13 protein-coding genes and 2 pseudogenes are annotated in these 14,347 nt (G+C 43.3%); 14 read left to right on the top strand and 1 reads right to left on the bottom strand.

The window, feature by feature from the left end:
* Positions 1 to 12: 12 nt before the first annotated feature.
* From ccrZ to PW252_RS09455, 11 genes and pseudogenes are all read left to right on the top strand, one after another.
* A complete protein-coding gene (gene ccrZ / locus PW252_RS09500) occupies positions 13 to 807 on the top strand; it encodes a cell cycle regulator CcrZ (RefSeq protein WP_172049634.1) in 795 nt (264 codons plus the stop codon).
* Positions 804 to 1,439 carry a tRNA (guanosine(46)-N7)-methyltransferase TrmB gene (trmB, locus tag PW252_RS09495; RefSeq protein ID WP_105125184.1) on the top strand — a complete coding sequence of 212 codons (636 nt, stop codon included), beginning with the start codon at positions 804 to 806 and terminating at the stop codon, positions 1,437 to 1,439. Before ccrZ ends, trmB begins: the two co-directional genes overlap by 4 nt.
* A 214-nt stretch (positions 1,440 to 1,653) precedes the next feature.
* On the top strand, positions 1,654 to 2,124 hold the full coding sequence (gene rimP, locus PW252_RS09490) for a ribosome maturation factor RimP (RefSeq protein ID WP_105125183.1): 471 nt from the start codon (positions 1,654 to 1,656) through the stop codon (positions 2,122 to 2,124).
* Positions 2,125 to 2,163: 39 nt separating this feature from the next.
* A complete protein-coding gene (gene nusA, locus PW252_RS09485) occupies positions 2,164 to 3,306 on the top strand; it encodes a transcription termination factor NusA (RefSeq protein ID WP_248049875.1) in 1,143 nt (380 codons plus the stop codon).
* Between the two features lie 16 nt (positions 3,307 to 3,322).
* Positions 3,323 to 3,619, top strand: coding sequence for an RNase P modulator RnpM (gene rnpM / locus PW252_RS09480; RefSeq protein ID WP_029179281.1), 297 nt, complete (start codon positions 3,323 to 3,325; stop codon positions 3,617 to 3,619).
* Positions 3,606 to 3,914 carry a YlxQ-related RNA-binding protein gene (locus PW252_RS09475; RefSeq protein ID WP_248049873.1) on the top strand — a complete coding sequence of 103 codons (309 nt, stop codon included), beginning with the start codon at positions 3,606 to 3,608 and terminating at the stop codon, positions 3,912 to 3,914. Before rnpM ends, PW252_RS09475 begins: the two co-directional genes overlap by 14 nt.
* Positions 3,915 to 3,931: 17 nt before the next feature.
* Positions 3,932 to 4,024 (top strand): annotated as a pseudogene (locus tag PW252_RS11355) (translation initiation factor IF-2 N-terminal domain-containing protein); the annotation flags it as partial.
* Positions 4,025 to 4,516: 492 nt separating this feature from the next.
* Positions 4,517 to 6,724 (top strand): annotated as a pseudogene (gene infB, locus PW252_RS09470) (translation initiation factor IF-2); the annotation flags it as partial.
* A gap of 121 nt (positions 6,725 to 6,845) precedes the next feature.
* Positions 6,846 to 7,199 carry a 30S ribosome-binding factor RbfA gene (gene rbfA / locus PW252_RS09465; protein ID WP_024379497.1) on the top strand — a complete coding sequence of 118 codons (354 nt, stop codon included), beginning with the start codon at positions 6,846 to 6,848 and terminating at the stop codon, positions 7,197 to 7,199.
* Between the two features lie 298 nt (positions 7,200 to 7,497).
* Positions 7,498 to 8,175 (top strand): colicin lysis protein, encoded by a 678-nt coding sequence (locus PW252_RS09460; protein ID WP_248049870.1) that lies wholly within the window; start codon positions 7,498 to 7,500, stop codon positions 8,173 to 8,175.
* Between the two features lie 164 nt (positions 8,176 to 8,339).
* Positions 8,340 to 9,485 carry a carbohydrate-binding domain-containing protein gene (locus tag PW252_RS09455; protein WP_248049868.1) on the top strand — a complete coding sequence of 382 codons (1,146 nt, stop codon included), beginning with the start codon at positions 8,340 to 8,342 and terminating at the stop codon, positions 9,483 to 9,485.
* A 42-nt stretch (positions 9,486 to 9,527) separates the two neighbouring features.
* Here PW252_RS09455 and PW252_RS09450 read toward each other — a convergent pair whose 3' ends face one another.
* Entirely contained in the window at positions 9,528 to 10,187 is a 660-nt protein-coding gene (locus tag PW252_RS09450) for a trimeric intracellular cation channel family protein (protein ID WP_248049866.1), read from the bottom strand.
* Positions 10,188 to 10,420: 233 nt separating this feature from the next.
* On the opposite strand from PW252_RS09450, the gene PW252_RS09445 reads away from it, so the two are divergent.
* From PW252_RS09445 to PW252_RS09435, 3 genes are all read left to right on the top strand, one after another.
* Complete coding sequence (locus PW252_RS09445; protein ID WP_002942391.1) at positions 10,421 to 11,389, top strand: thiamine pyrophosphate-dependent dehydrogenase E1 component subunit alpha; 969 nt, start codon at positions 10,421 to 10,423, stop codon at positions 11,387 to 11,389.
* 188 nt (positions 11,390 to 11,577) lie between these two features.
* Entirely contained in the window at positions 11,578 to 12,573 is a 996-nt protein-coding gene (locus tag PW252_RS09440; protein WP_014638601.1) for an alpha-ketoacid dehydrogenase subunit beta, read from the top strand.
* Between the two features lie 217 nt (positions 12,574 to 12,790).
* Positions 12,791 to 14,179 carry a dihydrolipoamide acetyltransferase gene (locus tag PW252_RS09435; RefSeq protein ID WP_248049865.1) on the top strand — a complete coding sequence of 463 codons (1,389 nt, stop codon included), beginning with the start codon at positions 12,791 to 12,793 and terminating at the stop codon, positions 14,177 to 14,179.
* Positions 14,180 to 14,347: the final 168 nt, after the last annotated feature.

The following is a 14,347-nucleotide window of genomic DNA, read 5'->3' as shown; positions in this document are numbered from 1 at the left end:
TGGAGGTAAGGCATGCAGTTTGATACCAGTGGGCTACAGTTACAGTCTATTGCAGGAAATAGTGGCAAAGCGTTTAAGGGCCTACGGTCAGACGGAACGCAAGTCTTTGTAAAGTATGAAATGCCTCCTATCGTGTCTGCACTGGCTCGCGAACAAATTACACCGCCTGTTTTGTCGGCAAATCGGGAGGTAGGAATGGGTCACCGTGTGGAGCAGGAATGGCTCAATGGTCGTACCTTGGAGCGTCAGGATATGACCAGTAAGCAGGTTCGCCAAATTTTAGTGCGGATGCATTTTTCGCGCATCTTGCTCAATCAGGCCTTGCAAATGAATTATACCTATCTAGAGCCTAAGGATTTGGTTCGTCGTTGGCAGGATGAAGTACCACCTATTTTACTTCAAAATTCTTACTTACAATCGGTTTGTCAGGATTTGTTGAACAATCTGCCGAGGTTCCGTCAGGAGCTAGCAACCTTTGTGCATGGTGATTTGCACCACAGCAACTGGGTTGAAACAACTTCAGGTTTCATTTATTTGACGGACTGGGAAACAGCCTGTGTGACCGATCGTATGGTTGATGTGGCCTATATTTTGACCCACTACATTCCACGTCAGGCTTGGGAAGAGTGGCTTCGTGCTTATGGCTACAAGTATAATCAAACCGTCTTGAATAAGATTTATTGGTATGGTCAATTGGCCTACCTCAATCAAATTGCCAAGCATGTTGAAAGTTACAACACCTTGGCAGCTAATAGAGAAATTTACGCTCTGCGTCAATTCCGTCAGAGTTTTTATAGGGAAGTATGAGAGTTAGAAATCGTAAGGGAGCCAGTGAGCTCTTAGCAAATAATCCTCAGTATGTTATCTCCAATCCAGAGGAGTGTAAGGGGAAATGGGCAGAAATTTTCGGGAATGATAATCCCATTCATATTGAGGTTGGATCTGGTAAAGGTCGATTTGTCACTGGTATGGCTGCGCAAAATCCAGATATCAACTATATTGGTATTGATATTCAGATGACGGTCTTGAGCTATGCCTTGGACCGAGTGCTTGAAGCAGGTCTACCAAATATCAAACTCTTACAGGTTGATGGATCTAGCTTGACCAACTATTTTGCCCCAGCAGAAATTGATCAGCTCTATCTAAATTTTTCTGATCCATGGCCCAAGAAACGTCATGAGAAACGTCGCTTGACCTACAAGTCTTTCTTGGATACCTATAAGGAAATTCTGCCTGAAAATGGTGAAATTCATTTCAAGACGGACAACCGTGGTCTATTTGAATATAGTTTGGCTAGTTTTTCCCAATACGGTATGGTCTTGAAGCAGGTCTGGTTAGACCTTCATGCAGATGGCTTGGAAGGTAATGTCATGACGGAGTACGAGGAGAAATTCTCAAACAAGGGCCAGGTCATCTATCGTGTGGAAGCAAGATTTTAGTGAGAATAGTAAATAAGGAATCCATTTGGGCTCCTTATTTTTATGTGATGAGATAGGTAACGTTTACAATTTCGATCCTTATCGTTTTCCTTTACAGGAGTTCGAAATTGTGGTAGAATACAGAGTAGAAATAAAGAGAAAAGGGGGTTGACGTCAGTCAACCCTTTCCCTGTATGCAAATTGTTGCAGATTAGAATTGTAAAAGGAGGTGCCTATGTCATCAATTGTTGATTTAGTCACGGCTACCATTGCACCAGCTATCCAGGCTCCCTATGAGTTGGTAGATGTGGAATATGGCAAAATGGGTGGTGACTATGTCCTGTCTATTTTCATTGATAAGGAAGGGGGGATTTCCCTTCAAGATACGGCAGATTTATCAGAAGTCATTAGTCCACTCTTGGACACCATTCATCCGGATCCTTTCCCAGAGCAGTATATGCTTGAGGTAACCAGTCCAGGTCTGGAACGTCCCTTGAAGACAGCAGATGCAGTTGCCCAGGCTGTTGGGAAGTACATCCATGTCAAGCTCTATCAGGCTATTGACAAGGTTAAGGTTTTTGAAGGAACTCTTCTGTCTTTCGATGGTACAGATTTGGTCATGGAGTACATGGACAAGACCCGTAAAAAAGAAGTGACCATTCCATATTCGACAGTAGCTAAGGCACGTTTGGCCGTTAAAATTTAAGTGTAAGAAAGGACCTTTTGACATCAAAAGGAAATCAAGATGAGTAGAGAAATGCTAGAAGCCTTCCGTATTTTAGAGGAAGACATGGGTATTAACAAGGCGGATATTATTGATGCAGTGACAGAATCACTTCGTTCTGCTTATAAGCGCCGCTATGGACAAGCTGAGTCAGCAGTTATCGAGTTTGACGAGAAGAAGGCTGATTTCCACGTATATACTGTCCGTGAAGTAGTGGATGAGGTCTTTGATAGCCGTTTGGAAATCAGCCTCAAGGATGCCTTGGCCATCTCAACTGCCTATGAAATGGGTGATAAAATCAAATTCCCAGAAGATCCGGCAGAATTTGGTCGCGTAGCTGCCCAATCAGCTAAGCAAACCATCATGGAAAAAATGCGCAAGCAAAAGCGTGCCATTACCTTTAATACCTACAAGCAACATGAGAATGAAATCATGTCTGGTACGGTTGAGCGTTTTGACAATCGCTTTATCTATGTTAACCTTGGTAGCATTGAAGCCCAGTTGTCAAAACAGGACCAAATTCCAGGAGAAGTTTTCCAATCACATGACCGCATTGAAGTCTATGTCTACAAGGTAGAAGACAACGGTCGTGGGGTTAACGTATTTGTCAGCCGTAGCCATCCAGAAATGATCAAACGTCTCATGGAGCAGGAAATTTCTGAAGTGTATGATGGGACTGTTGAGATCATGAGTGTTGCTCGTGAAGCAGGTGACCGTACAAAAGTTGCTGTTCGTAGCCACAATCCAAACGTGGATGCTATCGGTACGATCGTTGGTCGTGGTGGTTCAAATATCAAGAAAATCACGAGCAAATTCCACCCAGCTCGTTACGACGCTAAGAATGACCGAATGATTCCTACTGAGGAAAATATTGATGTTATCGAGTGGGTAGCTGATGAAGCGGAATTTATCTACAATGCTCTCGCACCTGCAGAAGTTGACCAAGTATTGTTTGACACGGAAGATGGCAAGCACGCTACAGTCGTTGTGCCAGATGATAAATTGTCATTAGCAATCGGTCGTCGTGGACAAAACGTTCGTTTGGCAGCCCATTTGACAGGATTCCGCATCGACATCAAGTCAGCATCAGAATACGAAGCCTTTGAAGCTGAACAGTATGCGACAGAAGAGCTAGTAGAAGAAGTCGCAGAAGAACAAGAATAAGGCAAAAGGAGCAACCATGGCAAAAGCTAGAAAAATACCCTTGCGCAAGTCTGTGGTGTCCGGTGAAATCATCGACAAACGGGATTTGCTCCGTATTGTAAAAAATAAAGAAGGTCAAGTATTTATCGATCCAACAGGCAAGGCAAACGGTCGTGGTGCCTATATCAAATTGGACAATGAGGAAGCTGCTCAAGCTAAAAAACGTCGGGTCTTCGATCGTTCCTTTAGCATGGAAGTGGCTGAAGAGTTCTATGATGAATTGATTGCCTATGTTGATCACAAGGTCAAGAGGAGAGAGCTTGGACTGGAATAAGAAACAGAAAATCTTAAATTTATTGGGCTTGGCCCAACGAGCAGGCCGCTTGGTTTCAGGCGAAGACTTGGTTGTTGAAGCCATCCAAAAAAAGCAGGCAAAATTGGTTTATTTAGCTAATGATGCTGCTGGAAATTTAAGTAAAAAAGTAACAGATAAAAGTCATACCTATCAAGTAGAAGTTGTAACAGTGTTTTCAACACTGGAATTGAGTGCAGCTGTCGGCAAGGCTAGAAAAGTTCTTGCAGTGACAGACGCTGGATTTACAAAGAAGATGAGGTCTATTATGGAATAGAACAGGAGGACAAGGCATTGTCTAAGAAGAGATTGAATGAAATTGCCCGAGAATTAGGCGTAAGCAGTAAGGAAGTTGTTGCTAAGGCTCAAGAATTGGGTTTTGAAGTCAAAAGCCATGCTTCAAGTGTAGATGAAGCAAGTGCCAAACGTTTGGCTGACAGCTTTACTAAGAAAGCAGAAGCTCAAAAACCGGTTGAGAAAGTCCAGTCTGTTGAGAAACCGACTGGAAGCAAGGCTCCAGTGGTGAAGGAAGAAGTACCGGCTAACAAGGAAGAACCTAAGGTAGTTGCTCCAGCAGCACCTCACCGCCCTCAGAGCCGTAACTTTAAGGCAGAACGTGAAGCGCGTGCCAAGGAGCAGGCAGCCAAACGTGCTCAAGGTAAAGGTGGACAAAATAAACATGGTCAAGACCGTCGTGAAAACCGTCAGCAAGGCCAAGGCCGTCCAAGTAATGAACGCAATGAGCGTCGTGATAACAGACGTGAGCAGGGTTCAGACAAGCGTAAGGACAATCGTTTTGGTGACCGTTACGATAATCGTGACAATCGTCGTCAAGACAACCGTTCTACTCAATCAGCACGTTTTGAGCAAAAAGAGGTTGCAAAACCAGCAGCTCCTAAGATTGACTTCAAAGCGCGTGCAGCAGCCTTAAAAGCAGAGCAAAATGCAGAATACGCTCGTACCAGCGAAGAACGTTTCCGTCAGGCTCAGGAGGCTAAAAAGCAACCGAAAAAGCCTAAGGAAATCAAGTTCGAAGAACCGGTGATTGAAAGCAAGCCATTTGTTAAACCAACACCAGTCGCAGCGGTACCTGAGAAAGTTGCAGAAAGTGCTCTAGATACCCGTCGTAAGAAACAAGCTCGACCAGACAAGAAGCGTGACTTTAATAGTGACGAAGAAGATGGTCCACGGAAACAACAAAGAAATCGAAATAGTCAAAATCAAGTGAGAAATCAAAGAAATAGTAACTGGAATAACAACAAGAAAAATAAAAAAGGCAAGAATAACCAGCCTGCTAAACCAGCAACCGAACGCAAGTTCCATGAATTGCCAACTGAATTTGAATATACGGCTGGTATGACCGTTGCAGAAATTGCAAAACGGATCAAGCGTGAGCCTGCTGAAATCGTCAAGAAACTCTTCCTCATGGGTGTCATGGCAACGCAGAACCAATCTCTTGATGGCGATACCATTGAACTCCTAATGGTTGATTATGGAATTGAAGCCAAAGAAAAAGTAGAGGTCGACAATGCCGATATCGAACGTTTCTTTGTCGAAGAAGGCTACCTCAATGAAGAGGAAATGGTGGAGCGTCCACCTGTTGTGACCATCATGGGTCACGTTGACCATGGTAAGACAACGCTTTTGGATACTCTTCGTAATTCTCGTGTCGCAACAGGCGAAGCGGGAGGGATCACCCAGCATATCGGTGCCTACCAAATTGAAGAAAACGGCAAGAAGATTACCTTCTTGGATACGCCTGGACACGCTGCCTTTACATCTATGCGTGCTCGTGGTGCCTCTGTTACCGACTTGACCATCTTGGTCGTTGCAGCAGATGACGGTGTTATGCCACAGACCATCGAGGCGATCAACCACTCAAAAGCGGCCAACGTTCCAATCATTGTTGCTATCAACAAGATTGACAAACCAGGTGCAAACCCAGAGCGTGTCATCGGTGAATTGGCTGAACATGGTGTTATCTCAACTGCTTGGGGCGGTGAGTCTGAGTTCGTAGAAATTTCTGCCAAATTCAACCAAAATATCGATGAATTGTTGGAAACGGTTCTTCTTGTAGCTGAAATCCAAGAACTCAAGGCTGACCCTACAGTTCGTGCCATCGGTACGGTTATCGAAGCGCATTTGGATAAAGGTAAAGGTGCTGTCGCAACCCTTCTTGTTCAACAAGGAACACTGAATGTTCAAGACCCAATCGTTGTCGGAAATACCTTCGGTCGCGTTCGTGCTATGACAAATGACCTTGGTCGTCGTGTTAAGGTTGCTGGTCCATCAACACCAATTTCGATCACTGGTTTGAATGAAACACCAATGGCTGGTGATCATTTCGCGGTTTACGAAGATGAAAAATCTGCGCGTGCAGCTGGTGAAGAGCGTGCCAAACGTGCACTTCTCAAACAGCGTCAAGCTACCCAACGTGTTAGCCTTGAAAACCTCTTTGACACTCTTAAAGCAGGTGAAGTTAAGTCAGTTAATGTGATCATCAAAGCTGACGTACAAGGTTCTGTTGAAGCACTTGCTTCATCCCTTCAAAAAATTGAAGTGGAAGGTGTGCGTGTTAATATCGTTCACTCAGCAGTTGGTGCCATCAACGAGTCAGATATTACTCTTGCAGAAGCATCAAACGCCCTTGTTATTGGTTTCAACGTTCGTCCAACAGCAGAAGCCCGCAATCAAGCGGAAGCGGATGATGTAGAAGTTCGTCTTCACAGCATCATCTACAAGGTGATTGAAGAGATGGAAGATGCTATGAAAGGGATGTTGGATCCTGAGTACGAAGAAAAAATCATCGGTGAAGCAGTCATCCGTGAAACCTTCAAGGTATCTAAAATTGGTACTATCGGTGGATTTATGGTCGTACGTGGTAAGGTTACCCGTGACTCAAGTGTCCGTGTCATCCGTGACGGCGTTGTGATCTTCGACGGTAAATTGGCAAGCTTGAAGCGTTACAAAGATGACGTGAAAGAAGTCGGAAATGCCCAAGAAGGTGGTTTGATGATTGAAAACTACAACGACATCCGTGTAGATGATACCATCGAAGCCTACATCATGGAAGAAATTAAGAAATAAGAGCTTTTTAAAAAGCAAGGGTGTCAAGGGAACTGAGATATTTGTTTTACCGATGCCCTCTTATGAAACAATGTTAAGCTGAGGAAACTCAGCTTTTCTATCATCTAAGAAAGGAATGACTATGGCAAACCATTTTCGAACAGACCGTGTTGGGATGGAAATCAAGCGCGAAGTCAATGAGATTTTGCAAAAGAAAGTTCGCGATCCCCGTGTACAAGGAGTGACCATCACTGATGTGCAGATGGTCGGCGATTTGTCCATGGCCAAGGTTTACTACACCATTATGAGTAACCTGGCTTCTGACAATCAAAAAGCCCAAACAGGTCTTGAAAAAGCAACAGGAACCATTAAGAGAGAACTAGGTCGCAAGCTGACCCTCTATAAAATTCCTGATTTGGTCTTTGAAAAAGACCAATCCATTGAGTACGGCAACAAAATTGACCAAATGTTGCGTGCCCTTGAGCAAAAAGATTAAGCTAGGAAAGTCGGATGGCAACATTCGGCTTTTTATGTTGGAAAGTCTTTGTGTAGCCTGCTCAAACTATTTTGGAGATAGGGAAATGGAGTTATTCATACGTCTAAGTATCTTCCCTTAGTTTTTCATTTACTGTTTCCTTGTCTAACCAGTTATGTCTGCTATCGTTGCCTGGTAGTAAAAGACCTTAATAAAAATGAACGGCAGGACTGCAAATATGGTATAATGATATCGTATCGATGTCTGTTATGCTAAAAATTTTTTATTTGCTGTAACCGAATTTCAAAAGGAGAATATCATGAAAACATATTTGACTAGGTTGTTACTTCTTTCTACTGTATGTTTGCTGGTAGCATGTCAAGGCGGTCAGGTGCCAAAAGTGAGTAATCCTAGCTCTACTTCCTCTAATCAGATTGCGACCAGTTCTAGCCCATCATCTTCTGTAGCCACTTCCTCTAGCTCAAGTAAGCAAGAGATTTCGACGACTGAGATAAGCGTGCCAATTGCCTACCAATCTATTCTCGAGCGCTACAAGGATGGTCTAGGCCAGGCCGCTGAAGCTCTTTCTCAAGATGAAGTTAGCAGCCATCTAACCTTGTTGACAAATCAAACTTATGGATATAGCGGACTATTTTATAGTTTGTATGATATCAATCATGATGGAGCAGAGGAGCTGCTCTTGGCTTTGGACAAGTCAGGAGAGTATATCTTAATTGATCTTTATACTCAGCTTGCTGGTGAAGGCTTGCGCTTGGTGGACAATTTCCGAAACCTTGGGTTTGAGATTGGTCCAGATGCTCGCCTCTATCCCTTGCAGGATGGGACTTATCTTTTTGAAGCAGAGGGTGTTTTCCGAATCTATCAGTATCAGGCTATGATTCCAGGATTGAAGAGAATTTCAGAGGATACTAGCAGGCCGGAAACTGCTGCTTTGCTTGATTTGACAAGCTTAACTTGGACCAAATTGGAAAAATAATAGCATTCAGGGCTGGATTACCAGTCCTTTTTGCTGATTTTCTGAAAAAATACTTTAAGTTTTCTTTTGGCTATCTTTAATCTTTCTTTTAGGAATGTGGAGTAAACTAAGAGCATATCAGGAAGGCAAGCGAACTTCCTAAAGAAAGAAAAGGAATTTACATTATGAAAACAAATCTTAAAAAACTTCTTTACTCTGGCGTAACTCTTATGAGTTTAGGTGTCTTGGCTGCTTGTTCGACAGCTTCCAGTTCGACAACAACATCAAGTTCAGCAACGACTAGTCAAACAAATGTCGCTTCAACCACAAGCAACGGAAACTCATCGACTTCGAGTACTTCTTCAATTGACTGGTCAGCCCTTCCAACAAAAGAAGTAACACTCTCAAATGATGGTTTGAACATTACAGAAGGTGGTACATATATCCTGACCGGGTCAACTACCGCAGGTGTGACAGTTGAAACAGATGCCAATGTCCGTATCGTTTTAGCAGGTGCAGAAATCTCAAGTTCAGATACTGCTGCTATCAATGTCATTCAGGCTGATAATGTTGAATTGGAAATCAAAGACGGAACTAGTAATACTGTAAAAGATACTAGCAACCACTCAGATACAAATATTGAAGGTGCTATCCATGTTGAAGCAGATTTGACTATTACTGGTAATGGAAATCTAACAGTTGAAGCAAACTTCCAAGACGGTATTGTTTCAACGGATGACATGGTTGTCAATGCTGGCAATATCAAAGTAACAGCAGTTGATGACGGTATTCGAGGGAAAGAGTCGATGACTGTCAATGGTGGTGTCATTGATGTAACTGCAGGTGGTGATGGTATCAAGTCAACAAATGACACGGATACAACAAAAGGTTATACAACGATTACTGGAGGTGCTATCACTGTGAAGGCAGGTGATGATGCCATCAAGGCAGAAACCGCACTGACAATTGATGGAGGCACGATTACTGTTCCAGAATCAGCAGAAGCTATGGAAGGAACGAATATTACCATCAATGGTGGTACATTAGATGTCTACGGTTCAGATGATGCTATCAACGCGGCAAGTACAATTTCATCAGACATCTTTATCAAAGTGACAGGTGGTGATTTGAAAGTTGCAGTAGGTAGTGGAGATACTGATGCTTTTGATGCCAATGGTGATATCTATGTATCAGGTGGTACTATTGATGTGACAGCTCCAACATCAGCCTTTGACTTTGACGGAACTGCTGAATTGACAGGTGGTACAGTAACTGTTAATGGCCAACAAATTAGCCAGATTGTAGCAACTGGTCCTGGCGGTGGCTGGTAAAAAACTGAATGTAGGATAAGAAAAAGGTCTGAGTTGAGCAACTCAGACCTTTCGTTTTCTATCCATATTTGGGAGGTTGATTTTATACTTGATGACCAAGAGCCGAATAATCAGACTAATGGTAAAAATACTGATAAAGGTCGGAATTTGTGGTAATTGCCAATCGACAATGCAGAGGTGGTAGAGAACACCAGAAAAGAAGGCTAGAACAGCATAAACATCTTCCTTAAGGACGATGGGAGTTTCATTGACCAATAAATCACGGGCAATACCGCCGCCAACACCTGTCAGGGCCGCTAGTATTCCAGTTGTCATGGCGTTTAGTTGAAGGTCAACGCCAGTATTGGCACCGATAAGGGCGAAGATAGCTAGTCCGATAGCATCAAAGACTAGATTAATCTGGGAAAGAAAATGAACCATCTTTTTATCAAGTGGCTGATCCTGCTTTAGATTGATGACAATGATATACATGATAATGGCCACACCTATAGAAAGGTAGATGGCTTTTGGATCTGTTAAAGCTGCTGGAATACGATTGGCCATGGTGTCGCGGATAATGCCGCCGCCCACAGCTGTGATGATACTGAGTAGACAGATACCAAAAATATCTAGTTTCTTATTGAATCCCTTAACAGCACCTGAAACAGCGAAAGCGATTGTACCGATATAGTTGCAAATGATAAGAAATAAATCAAATTCCATAGGCACCTCCATCTATATAATAACAAAAAGAAAAAGGGCTGACAAGCCCGTCCAAAAGTTTGTGAAATAAAAAACAATTAAAAACAGAAAAAGTGGACCAGTAGTAAAAAAGAGCTAGCAAATCAGCGTTTTCACGAAAGTTTCAGTAAATAAGAAAACGGTTCAAATACTTGCCATTTGTGAAATATTGGTCTATCATAGTACAGAAAGAGAAAAAACCTTTGGAGGAAATTATGGTATCTATCTCAAAAGAACAACACTTGGATATGTTCCTAAAAATGCAACAAATCCGTGATGTTGACATGAAATTGAACAAATTGGTGCGTCGTGGCTTCGTACAAGGTATGACTCACTTCTCAGTTGGTGAAGAAGCGGCGGCTGTTGGACCAATCGCTGGTTTGACAGAGCAAGACATCATCTTCTCACACCACCGTGGTCACGGTCACGTTATTGCAAAAGGGATTGACATCAACGGTATGATGGCTGAGCTTGCTGGTAAAGCAACGGGTACATCTAAAGGTCGTGGTGGTTCCATGCACTTGGCTAACGTTGAAAAAGGAAACTTTGGTTCAAATGGTATCGTAGGTGGTGGTTATGCCCTTGCAGTTGGTGCTGCCCTTACTCAACAATACCTTGGTACAGATAATATCGTTATTGCCTTCTCAGGTGACTCAGCGACAAACGAAGGCTCATTCCACGAGTCAATGAACTTGGCAGCTGTTTGGAACTTGCCAGTTATCTTCTTCATCACCAACAACCGTTACGGTATCTCAACAGATATTTCTTATTCAACTAAGATTCCTCACCTCTACCAACGTGCTGCTGCATACGGTATGCCAGGTCACTATGTTGAGGATGGTAACGATGTCATTGCCGTTTATGAGAAAATGCAAGAAGTTATCGAATACGTTCGTGCAGGTAACGGTCCAGCCATGGTCGAAGTTGAATCATACCGCTGGTTTGGTCACTCAACTGCTGACGCAGGTGTTTACCGTACAAAAGAAGAAGTAAACGAGTGGAAAGCAAAAGACCCACTTAAGAAATACCGCAAATACTTGACAGAGAACAAGATTGCGACTGACGAAGAATTGGATGCCATCGAAGCACAAGTTGCAGAACAAGTAGAAGCATCTGTGAAATTCGCACAAGAAAGCCCAGATCCAGACATCTCAGTAGCTTACGAAGACGTGTTTGTAGACTAACGTAAGAAGTTTGACTAAGCTCTAAAGAGCAAGTCAAACTAGGGTAGCTCACCAAGGTGGACTACCTACTTAAGTTCGAGTACAATTCTAAGGTGTCTTAAGCTGGGACAATAAACAATTACATCGTATTAATTGTTTGGTTTTCCTTAGTTCAGTAAAGATAAATTGATATAAATTAGGAGTAAAAAATGGCTGAAACAAAAGTAATGGCCTTGCGTGAAGCGATTAACTTGGCTCAAAGCGAAGAAATGCGTAAGGATGAAAAAGTATTCTTGATGGGTGAAGACGTCGGTATCTACGGCGGTGACTTCGGTACATCTGTTGGTATGTTGGACGAATTTGGTCCAAAACGCGTTCGCGACACGCCTATCTCTGAGGCTGCAATCGCTGGTTCTGCGGTTGGTGCGGCTCAAACTGGCCTTCGTCCAATCGTTGACTTGACTTTCATGGACTTCGTGACAATTGCACTTGACGCGATCGTTAACCAAGCTGCCAAAACTAACTACATGTTTGGTGGTGGTTTGAAGACACCGGTAACCTTCCGTGTGGCATCAGGTTCTGGTATCGGTTCTGCTGCCCAGCACTCACAATCTCTTGAAGCTTGGTTGACGCACATCCCAGGTATCAAGGTTGTCGCACCTGGTACAGCTAACGATGCAAAAGGTCTTTTGAAATCATCTATCCTTGATAACAACCCAGTTATCTTCTTGGAGCCAAAAGCTCTTTACGGTAAAAAAGAAGAAGTTAACTTGGACCCAGATTTCTACATTCCACTTGGTAAGGGTGAAATCAAACGTGAAGGTACTGATGTAACCATTATTTCATACGGTCGTATGTTGGAACGTGCCTTGAAAGCTGCTGAAGAAGTAGCTGCTGAAGGTATCAGCGTAGAAGTAGTTGACCCACGTACCCTTATCCCATTGGATAAAGAATTGATCATCGAATCTGTTAAGAAAACTGGTAAGGTTATCTTGGTTAACGATGCTTACAAAACAGGTGGTTTCATCGGTGAAATCGCATCGATCATCACAGAAAGCGAAGCCTTTGACTACTTGGATGCACCAATCATCCGTATCGCTTCAGACGATGTACCAGTTCCTTACGCAAACATTCTTGAAAACGCAGTATTGCCAAACGTAGAGAAAATCAAAGCGGCAATCTATAAGCAAGTAAACAAGGGTTAAGAAAGAATGGAAGGACGGGCAACCGTCCTAGCCCTGTTTGAAAGAATGTAACCTAGAATTGAGCCGACTTAGTGAATAAGTCTGGTTTAGTGGTTATGTAAGAAACTGAAAGAAAGGAATTGAACCCGTCCAGAAGACTTGGAAAAAAGATAAATCGCTAAGAAATCAGGATTTTCTATTTTTCAATCGTTTTCTGTTCGGACTTGGTATCTAAAAAATGGCTATTGAAATCATTATGCCTAAGCTCGGTGTGGACATGCAAGAAGGTGAAATCATCGAGTGGAAAAAACAAGAGGGCGATTTCGTCAACGAAGGCGACGTCATCTTGGAAATGATGTCTGACAAGACTAGCATGGAGCTGGAAGCAGAAGAGTCAGGCGTCCTATTAAAAATTGTTCATGGAAACGGTGCTACCGTCCCTGTTACCGAAGTTATTGCCTACTTGGGTGCTGAAGGCGAAACGGTTGAAGCAGGTGCTTCATCTGCTCCTGCTGTTGAAGCAGCAGCGGCTATTGAAGAAGTACCTGCAGGTCGCACGCCTGTTATTGTTGCTCCGGCAGCTGCTGCCAAACCACAAGGTGGTGGCAAGGTTCGTGCGACTCCTGCAGCACGTAAATTGGCGCGTGAGCTTGGAATTGACTTGGGTCTTGTTCCAGGAACAGGTGCTAACGGTCGTGTCCACAAGGCTGACGTTGAAGACTTCAAAGGAGCAGCTCCAAAAGCAACTCCGCTTGCAGCCCGTATTGCAGCAGACCAAGGTGTTGATTTGTCAACCCTTACAGGTTCAGGCGTCAATGGTAAGATTGTCAAGGACGACGTTCTGGCAGTACTTGCTCCTGCAGCTGTAGAAACTGCTGCTCCAGCACCGAAGGCTGAAGAGAAACCAGCTAAAGAATTGCCAGAAGGCGTTGAAATCATCAAGATGAGCCCAATGCGTAAGGCGATTTCAAAAGGTATGGTCAACTCTTACTTGACAGCTCCAACCTTTACGCTTAACTACGATATCGACATGACCAACCTCATGGCACTTCGTAAGCAAGTTCTTGAGCCAATCATGAACAAGACTGGTTTGAAAGTAACCTTTACAGACCTGATCGGTCTTGCAGTGGTTCGTACCTTGATGAAGGAAGAACACCGATATATGAATGCATCTTTGATTAACGATGCACAAGAAATCGAGTTGCACAAGTTTGTCAACCTCGGTATCGCGGTAGGTTTGGATGAAGGCTTGGTGGTACCAGTTGTTCATGGTGCCGATAAGATGAGCTTGTCTGACTTCGTGGTGGCTTCAAAAGATGTCATCAAGAAGGCTCAATCTGGTAAGTTGAAGGGGGCTGAAATGTCAGGTTCTACCTTCTCTATCACCAACTTGGGTATGTTTGGTACTAAAACCTTTAACCCAATCATCAACCAACCAAACTCAGCCATCCTTGGTGTTGCAGCAACTGTTCAAACACCGGTTGTTATTGACGGTGAGATCAAGATCCGTCCAATCATGGCACTCTGTTTGACCATTGACCACCGTATCGTTGATGGTATGAATGGTGCTAAGTTCATGGTTGACTTGAAGAACTTGTTGGAAAACCCATTGGAATTGTTGATTTAAGATAAGATGCAATAGGCGTTAAGAAAACCGTATGAAAATAGGAAATCAACGATGTGCCTTGAGGCACGAGGCGATTTATCTTTTTCAATAGGTTTTTAGCCTGTGCTCAATTTGGTAAAGAGAAAAAACAAAGAAAGGATGTAGAACGAGTTCGTGACATTTGAACAC

This window comes from Streptococcus sp. 29887, from assembly GCF_032595075.1.
In the GTDB taxonomy this organism is placed as follows: Bacteria; Bacillota; Bacilli; order Lactobacillales; family Streptococcaceae; genus Streptococcus; species Streptococcus iners.
Note: the sequence above shows the minus strand (reverse complement) of the source record. Positions and strands in the feature narration are given on the sequence as shown.

Bases quoted from the DNA above. Each gene is read 5' to 3' on its own strand.
- PW252_RS09445 (WP_002942391.1), top strand. From the start codon at position 10,421: ATGGTATCTATCTCAAAAGAACAACACTTGGATATGTTCCTAAAAATG.
- rnpM (WP_029179281.1), top strand. From the start codon at position 3,323: ATGGCAAAAGCTAGAAAAATACCCTTGCGCAAGTCTGTGGTGTCCGGT.
- nusA (WP_248049875.1), top strand. From the start codon at position 2,164: ATGAGTAGAGAAATGCTAGAAGCCTTCCGTATTTTAGAGGAAGACATG.
- ccrZ (WP_172049634.1), top strand. From the start codon at position 13: ATGCAGTTTGATACCAGTGGGCTACAGTTACAGTCTATTGCAGGAAAT.
- rimP (WP_105125183.1), top strand. From the start codon at position 1,654: ATGTCATCAATTGTTGATTTAGTCACGGCTACCATTGCACCAGCTATC.
- PW252_RS09440 (WP_014638601.1), top strand. From the start codon at position 11,578: ATGGCTGAAACAAAAGTAATGGCCTTGCGTGAAGCGATTAACTTGGCT.
- PW252_RS09460 (WP_248049870.1), top strand. From the start codon at position 7,498: ATGAAAACATATTTGACTAGGTTGTTACTTCTTTCTACTGTATGTTTG.
- PW252_RS09455 (WP_248049868.1), top strand. From the start codon at position 8,340: ATGAAAACAAATCTTAAAAAACTTCTTTACTCTGGCGTAACTCTTATG.
- PW252_RS09450 (WP_248049866.1), bottom strand. From the start codon at position 10,187: ATGGAATTTGATTTATTTCTTATCATTTGCAACTATATCGGTACAATC.
- rbfA (WP_024379497.1), top strand. From the start codon at position 6,846: ATGGCAAACCATTTTCGAACAGACCGTGTTGGGATGGAAATCAAGCGC.
- trmB (WP_105125184.1), top strand. From the start codon at position 804: ATGAGAGTTAGAAATCGTAAGGGAGCCAGTGAGCTCTTAGCAAATAAT.
- PW252_RS09435 (WP_248049865.1), top strand. From the start codon at position 12,791: ATGGCTATTGAAATCATTATGCCTAAGCTCGGTGTGGACATGCAAGAA.